This is a genomic window from Microvirga sp. P4_G7 (assembly GCF_056401005.1).
The window spans coordinates 1-7311 of the sequence record NZ_JBFUKD010000140.1; the positions used below are offsets into that span (position 1 = coordinate 1).

General features: G+C 63.0%; 7 protein-coding genes. 6 read left to right on the forward strand and 1 reads right to left on the reverse strand.

Features of this window, described 5'->3' with window-relative positions; translation table 11 throughout:
* Positions 1 to 304 precede the first annotated feature (304 nt).
* The 3 genes from AC1DT3_RS08625 (at position 305) to AC1DT3_RS08635 (ending at position 2671) form a co-directional block, all read left to right on the forward strand.
* Positions 305 to 598, forward strand: a complete 294-nt coding sequence (locus AC1DT3_RS08625; protein WP_477464843.1) for a hypothetical protein — start codon at positions 305 to 307, stop codon at positions 596 to 598.
* Between the two features lie 139 nt (positions 599 to 737).
* Entirely contained in the window at positions 738 to 1469 is a 732-nt protein-coding gene (locus AC1DT3_RS08630) for an RNA methyltransferase (RefSeq protein WP_477464844.1), read from the forward strand.
* A gap of 59 nt (positions 1470 to 1528) precedes the next feature.
* Positions 1529 to 2671: a dienelactone hydrolase family protein gene (locus AC1DT3_RS08635; RefSeq protein ID WP_477464845.1), complete on the forward strand. Its 1143-nt coding sequence runs from the start codon at positions 1529 to 1531 to the stop codon at positions 2669 to 2671.
* 44 nt (positions 2672 to 2715) lie between these two features.
* Here AC1DT3_RS08635 and AC1DT3_RS08640 read toward each other — a convergent pair whose 3' ends face one another.
* On the reverse strand, positions 2716 to 3141 hold the full coding sequence (locus tag AC1DT3_RS08640; protein ID WP_477464846.1) for a hypothetical protein: 426 nt from the start codon (positions 3139 to 3141) through the stop codon (positions 2716 to 2718).
* 172 nt (positions 3142 to 3313) lie between these two features.
* Here AC1DT3_RS08640 and murI point away from each other — a divergent pair, with 172 nt between their 5' ends.
* From murI to AC1DT3_RS08655, 3 genes are all read left to right on the forward strand, one after another.
* Entirely contained in the window at positions 3314 to 4186 is an 873-nt protein-coding gene (gene murI, locus AC1DT3_RS08645; RefSeq protein WP_477464847.1) for a glutamate racemase, read from the forward strand.
* Between the two features lie 124 nt (positions 4187 to 4310).
* On the forward strand, positions 4311 to 5492 hold the full coding sequence (locus AC1DT3_RS08650) for an efflux RND transporter periplasmic adaptor subunit (RefSeq protein ID WP_477464848.1): 1182 nt from the start codon (positions 4311 to 4313) through the stop codon (positions 5490 to 5492).
* 7 nt (positions 5493 to 5499) lie between these two features.
* A partial coding sequence (locus AC1DT3_RS08655) for an efflux RND transporter permease subunit (RefSeq protein WP_477464849.1) occupies positions 5500 to 7311 on the forward strand: 1812 nt, incomplete at its 3' end.

Below are 7311 nucleotides of genomic sequence, written 5' to 3' on the forward strand. Positions count from 1 at the left end.
GTTTGCGATTCCGGCTGGGCGGCGGCGGCTCCTCCTCCCGTCAACATGAAAAGGCCGATGGCGGCTGCGAGAGAAGGACGGCGCAACAAGGAGGGCTCCGAACGGAAGAAATGCCTGAGGGGGGCGCTGGCGGACAGGAAATGAGGAAATGGCCGAACAAGTTCCCATCGTGTGGCGAAATCGGCCCAAAAGGCAGTCCTGTGCGCCCACACACCGAAAAAGAATAAAATCTGTATTGAAATTCTATTCGACCTCGGCTTTGGATGCCGCTGGGTAATTTTGCCTGTCACCTTTGGGGGGAATAATGCGTCTCGCACTCATCGTCGGACTGGCGGCGCTCGCGCTTGCCGGCTGTCAGACCGCCGAACAATCCATGTCCAACGCGGAATCGGTTTGCATGCAATCGGGCCTGAAGCCCGGCACGAAGGGCTATGCCCGCTGCACCGACGCGAACTACCGCAACAACGTCGCGCAGTCGAACGCTGCGGCGAGCCAGGTTGCCGTCGGCACCGCGGTCGGCGTCATCGGCGGTGCTGCCATCGGCGCTGCGGCCGCTCGCCCGAGCTACGGCTATTATTGCGGCTGGGGCTGCTGGTAGTCGCCAGACGGTTCAGTACGTGCTGCAAAAAGGCCTCCTGCGAGAGCAATCTCGGGGAGGCCTTTCCTTTTGCAATCGGCGGTTTTGACGGTATGGGAGACTGAGCCCGGCGGACTTGCCGGACCAACGATCCGTGCCAATGTCCCGCCCTGTCATCATCCTCGTTGAGCCACAACTGGCCGAGAACATCGGCATGGTGGCTCGCGCCATGGCGAATTTCGGCCTCTCCGAACTACGCCTCGTCTCTCCTCGCAACGGCTGGCCGAAGAAGGGAGCACATTCCGCCGCCTCCGGCGCGACGCATGTGCTCGAAAACGCCACGTTGTTCGAAACGGCCGCGGAGGCGATCGCGGATCTCAACTTCGTCTTCGCGACGACGGCGCGCGAACGGGGCCAGATGAAGCGGGTATTCGGCCCGACGGAAGGCATGGTGGAAGCCCGCAGCCGGATCGGCGAAGGGCAGGGGGTCGGCATCCTGTTCGGGCGCGAGCGGACGGGCCTCGAGAATGATGAAGTCTCCCTTGCCGACGCCATCATCACCTTTCCGGTCGACGCCAAGTTCTCCTCCCTCAACCTCGCGCAGGCAGTGTTGCTCGTTTCCTATGAATGGACGAAGGCGCTCGGCAGCACGCTGCCCTTCGACGGTGCCCGCCATTCGCCTCCGGCCCTGCGCGAACAGGTGATCTCTTTTTTCGACTACCTGGAGAGCGAGCTGGAGGCGGTCAATTTCTACCCGCCCGACAAGAAGCCGGGCATGGCCYGCAACATGCGCGACATGTTCCACCGCCTCGAAATGACGGAACAGGACGTTCGGACATTACGCGGGGCGATTCGCGCCCTTGCGGAAGGTCGTCGGTTGAGAAAGCCTTAAAGAAATTCTGATTGTCTGATCTTCGGGCGCTCTTGCGCGCTGTTTTGAATGAGACCCTCATGCGTCGCTCGTTGATGACCCTCATCCTTCTGGGATCTTGCCTGGCCGCAACCTGGTCTCATGCGGCGACGCCGCCGAAGCAGCCGGAACAGGGGCCCGGCGGCGCCGATTACGGCAAGGCCGAGGTCGCCAAACGCGGCGTCGGCACCGCGAGCCTCGGCGCCTTCGTCTTCCACGCCGCCGAGAACGCGACGACCGCCCGCCCCGTCGTGGTCATCCTCCACTCCTGGGGCGGGCCCAACCCGGCCCTTTACGGCGGATGGATCGAGCATCTGGCGCGCAAAGGTCATCTCGTGATCTTCCCGCGCTTCCAGGAGGTCAACCGGACCCGGCCGGCGGACGCCTCGGATATCGCCGCCACGATCGTGCGGAACACCCTCGTCGCCCTCGCCGAAGATCCGCAGGCCCGGCCCGATCTCGATCGGGTGGCCTATATCGGCCATCTCGCCGGCGTTCCGATCGCGCTCAATCTCGCAACGGCGGCGGGCCAAGATGGGATGCCGACGCCCAAGCTCGTTTTCGCCATGATGCCGGGCGGCATCGCGACCGATCCGAAATCGCGCGGCATTCCGTTGAGCGACCTCGCGACCATTGATGCCGCGACGTTGCTCGTYACCATGAGCGGAGATCGCGATTACCTTCCCGCCGATCGTACGGCGAGGCGCATTCTCAAGGAAACCACGCAGATCCCGGCGACGCGCAAGCTGTTCATGCGCGTCGGTTCGGACGATCACGGCTACCCCGCCCTGACCGCGACCCTGGTCGCCCCCGGCTCGCCGAACGCGGCCTACGACGCAGCCGCGATCAAGATGCCGCCGGATCCGCCAAAGGATCCGAAGCAGAAGAATACCTGGCGCTGGAGCGCCGACATGTCGTTGACCGGCGAGCAGACCCTTTTGACGATTCAACTCGGCAGCAACCCGACGGATACGCTGGACTATCTTGCCTTCTGGAAAACCTTCGACCTCGCCAGTGAGGCCGCGTTCAGCGGCAAGGACGCCGCTGGCCTCGCCCGGGCGCCGCAATTCACCGACATGGGATCCTGGAGCGACGGCTGGCCGGTCCGCCGCCTCTCCGCGCAGATGCCAAAGGTCGAGGGCCAGGAAGAGAAGCCGGAACGCGGTCCGCGGCGGCGGCTGTAGGATCTCGAACTGCGTCAGGTTTCGCCTGACGCAGCCGGGCTCCACTACCAATGCCAGTCGAAGTTTCCCCAAAAGCCCATCTTGTCGGCGTAGTGGGGCATGACCGGCTGCACTTTCGGACCTGAGCAATCCGGTAGCTTCTTGCTGCCCCAGTCAGGTTGACCGGGCTGCAGAAAGTATTCGTATCCGTCGCATGGCCTCGATCGGAGAGGCTGCACCGTCTCGACGTACCAACCGTTGTGCCGGTAGAAGGAGCCGTCCTGTCCTTCGGTCGTTTGAGGTGGGGCGGGGACCTTTGCCGTACCGCTGTCCGGTGCGGCCTTCGGCGGGGTGCCGGGGCCGCCTTTGGTCCCGGGCGTGATCGGAGCCGAAGTGAGGACCGTGCCGAAATAGCTGTCCTTCCCCGCCCCTTTGCCCCCGAATTGCATCGTCTGCTCCAGGTAGGCCTGTTCCAGTGCCGATAGTGCCATGTCGCTCTCCCTTGGCTCGTGACGTTGCGAATTGTGAAAATGTGCCACGATATATCATTATAAGTTGTGATGACGCTCCGCTGTCAACCGCTGGTTGGCGGTGCTGCTGGCTCCGTGCTGCGCTTAAACCGTCCTTTACGAACAGGCGCGACAATAGGGACGGAGTGAATTCATGCGCGTCGATCTTCTCGCCGGAACGGCCTATAACCCCTCGGTGATGCCGTCTCCCGTTCCCACAATCCTGATCTTCGATTCCGGTCTCGGCGGGTTGACCGTCTTTTCCGAGGTGCTCAAGGCGCGCCCGGACGCGCGTTTCGTGTATGCGGCCGACGATGCGGGTTTTCCCTACGGGAGATTGAGTGAGGACGTCCTCGTGGCGCGGGTGATCAGCGTGATGGAGCGCCTGATTGCGCTCCATCGTCCGACACTCGTGGTGATCGCCTGCAATACGGCGTCCACGCTTGTGCTTCCGCATCTGCGGAGCCGTTTCGCGATCCCGTTCATCGGCACCGTTCCGGCGATCAAGCCGGCTGCGCAACTGAGCCAATCAAAGAAGATGACTGTCCTGGCGACCCCTGCCACGGTCGCCCGCGACTATACGCGCGACTTGATCGAGACTTATGCGGCGGGTTGTGCCGTCAACCTGGTCGGCTCCGCGCGGCTCGCCGGATTTGCCGAGGCCGAGCTCGCTGGACGCCCCGTTGCGGACGATGCGCTGGCGGCGGAGATTGCGCCGTGCTTCGTCGATGACGGGATTGCAAGAACCGACGTGGTGACGCTCGCCTGCACCCATTACCCGCTCCTCATCGAACGTATGCGGCAGCTTGCACCTTGGCCCGTCGTCTGGGTCGATCCGGCGCCCGCGATCGCGCGCCGTGTCGTTCAACTGATCGGTGCGCCCGTCCCCGGGCACGAGACGGACGAGGACGAAACCGTCGCGGTCTTCACCGAGGGGCGGGATTGCGGCCCCGACTTTCTCGCAGCCCTGCGCGCGAAGGGTCTGCCGAAGATCGCGTTGGAGCCTTATCCGCTCGTCCACGCCTGACTCCTCTTGAACTTGCTCCCTTGAATTTGGACGGCCCTCCCACACAACTTCGTGTAGAGCGCGAACCGCTGAGGCCTTGAACGCGTCGTCTTTTCGATGACAAGCGCGTGCGCGGGGATCTTCCATGGCTGAGACGGCGTCGAAGGCATCCCGGCCGTCGCGGGTCCTGTTGCTGGCGTTGTGCGCAGCCCTCGTATCGGCAGGCGCGTTCTTCGGCTGGCGCTATTGGGGCGCGGGCGGTGCGCGACAATCAAGCGACCAACAAGCGCCGCAACCCGTTCCGGTCCAGGCTGCGCGTGCCGAGACGAAGGACGTGCCAGTGTTCTTGAACGGCCTCGGTCTCGTCCAGGCCTTCAACACGGTGACGATCCGCACGCGGGTCGACGGGGAAATTCAGGCGATCAATTTCGACGAGGGCCAGATCGTCAATCAGGGCGATCTGTTGCTGCAGATCGATCCACGCCCCTTTCAGGCGGCACTCGACCAGGCTCTCGCCAAGAAAGCGCAGGACGAAGCAACCCTCGTCAGCCTGAAAGCGGACCTCGAACGCACACGCCAGCTGTCGACCCGCGATTTTGCCTCGAAGCAGCAGCTCGACCAGCAGCAGGCGCAGGTCAATGCGCTCGCGGCCCAGATCRATGCGGATCAAGCGGCGATCGACAATGCCCGCACCCAGCTCGGCTACACGACGATCCGCTCGCCGCTGACGGGGCGAACCGGTTTTCGCCTCGTCGATCGAGGCAACATCGTCCACGCGGCGGATGCGAACGGGGTCGTGGAAATCACGCAGGTCGAGCCGATCACGGTCGTCTTCACCGCGCCGGAGGATCAGCTCCCGGAGATCAATCGAAACCAAGCGGTCGCGCCGCTTCGCGTGATCGCTTTGTCGCCAAACGGGAAGGAGCCCTTGGCGGAAGGGAATCTGACCTTGGTGAACAACCAGGTCGATACGGCGAGCGGCACGATCCGCCTCAAAGCGCAGTTCGACAACAAGGACCATCGGCTTTGGCCTGGGCTCTCTGTCAGCACGCGACTTCTCCTGCGAACCATCAAAGGCGCCGTGACGGTGCCGGGCACGGCGGTTCAGCGTGGACCGCAAGGGCTTTTCGCATATGTCATCAAGCCGGATCTCACCGTCGAGGTGCGCCCCTTGCAGGTCGGCCCGATCAACGACGTCGCGGTGATCGAAACGGGACTCGCTGCGGGCGATCTCGTCGTCACGTCGGGCCATTATCGCCTGCAGCCAGGCGCGAAGGTCGAGGTTGCAAACAGTGACGCGCCCAAGATCGCAAAGCAGGATCCGTAGCATGGCGATGGGCAGCGGCGGCATCTCGGGACCCTTCATTCGCTATCCGATCGCGACCACCTTGCTCATGGTGGGAATTCTGTTCGCCGGCCTCGTCGCCTATCCACTCCTGCCGGTTGCGCCTCTGCCGCAGATCGATTTTCCAACCATCCAGGTTTCGGCCGCCCTTCCCGGCGCAAGTCCCGAGACCATGTCATCCTCGGTTGCGCAGCCGCTCGAGCGACAATTCGGGCAGATCCCGGGCGTGACGCAGATGTCGTCGGCGAGCGCCTTGGGCTCGACATCGATCACCGTTCAGTTCGACCTCGATCGCAACATCGACGCCGCTGCGCTCGACATCCAAGCGGCCATCAACGCCGCGACCGGACAATTGCCGAAGAACCTGCCCAATCCGCCGACCTATCGAAAAGTGAATCCCGCCGATACGCCGATCCTCATCATCTCGGCGACGTCCGATACACTCACCCTCACCGAAGTGGACGACAACGTCGACACCAAGCTGGCGCAGCAGCTCAGCCAGATCTCGGGTGTCGCGCAGGTTGCGATCGGCGGCGAACAGAAGCCCGCGATCCGTGTGCAGCTCGATCCGGCGAAGCTCGTCAACAAGAACCTGTCCCTCGAAGACGTGCGTTCGAAGCTCGCGATCTCCACGGTCGACAGCCCGAAAGGTTCGATCGACGGCGCCACGCGCAGCTTCACCATCTACGCCAACGATCAGCTCACGCAGGCCGAGGAATGGAACGACGTCATCGTGTMGTATCAGAACGGCGCGCCGGTGCGCGTGCGTGACATCGGTCGCGCCGTCGCGGGTCCGGAGAACAGCAAACTGGCGGCCTGGAGCAACGGCAAACGCGGCGTCTTTCTCATCGTGTTCAAACAGCCGGGCGCAAACGTCATCGAGACGGTCGATCGCATCAAGAAGGAATTGCCGCGCTTGCAGGCCGCGCTGCCCGCCGCCATTCAAATCGGCATCCTGAGCGACCGCACGCAGACCATCCGCGCGTCCGTTGCCGACGTGCAGTTCACGCTCCTGATCAGTATCACTCTCGTGGTGCTGGTGATCTTCCTGTTTCTGCGAAAGGTATGGGCGACGCTCATCCCGAGCGTCACGGTTCCCTTGGCACTGCTGGGAACCTTTGGACTGATGTATCTCGCAGGCTACACGCTCGACAACCTGTCGCTGATGGCGCTGACGATCTCGGTCGGCTTCGTGGTCGACGACGCGATAGTGATGTTGGAAAACATCGTTCGTCATGTGGAAGACGGCGACGATCCCAAGGAAGCGGCGTTCAAGGGAGCCAGCGAGATCGGCTTTACCATCCTGTCGATCAGCATTTCCCTGATCGCCGTGTTCCTACCGCTGTTGCTGATGGGCGGCATCATCGGGCGCCTGTTCCGAGAATTCTCCATGGTGGTCGCAATGGCGATCGCCGTGTCCGCCGTCGTCTCGCTCACGCTGACGCCGATGATGGCGTCACGGCTTTTGAAGCGCGAAGAGGAAGGGGTCCGGCACAATCGTTTCTATCACGCGATGGAGCGCTTCTTCAACGCGATGGAGAGCGGCTATGCGCGCGGACTCGATGTGGTGCTGCGGCACCAACTCGTCACGCTTCTCGTCTTCTTTGCGACGCTGGCCGCGACGATCTATCTCTTCATCATCATTCCGAAGGGCTTCTTCCCGCAGCAGGATACCGGCTTCTTGCAAGGAACGTCGGAGGCCGCGCAGGACATTTCCTTCGCCGACATGATGCGACGACAGGAGTTGCTCGGCGACATCATCGGACGCGATCCCGATGTCGCGACCTACGCGATGTCGGTA

What these genes read in the sequence shown, in the direction of transcription:
- AC1DT3_RS08625 (WP_477464843.1), top strand. Translation starts at nt 305, where the DNA reads ATGCGTCTCGCACTCATCGTCGGACTGGCGGCGCTCGCGCTTGCCGGC.
- AC1DT3_RS08640 (WP_477464846.1), bottom strand. Translation starts at nt 3,141, where the DNA reads ATGGCACTATCGGCACTGGAACAGGCCTACCTGGAGCAGACGATGCAA.
- murI (WP_477464847.1), top strand. Translation starts at nt 3,314, where the DNA reads ATGCGCGTCGATCTTCTCGCCGGAACGGCCTATAACCCCTCGGTGATG.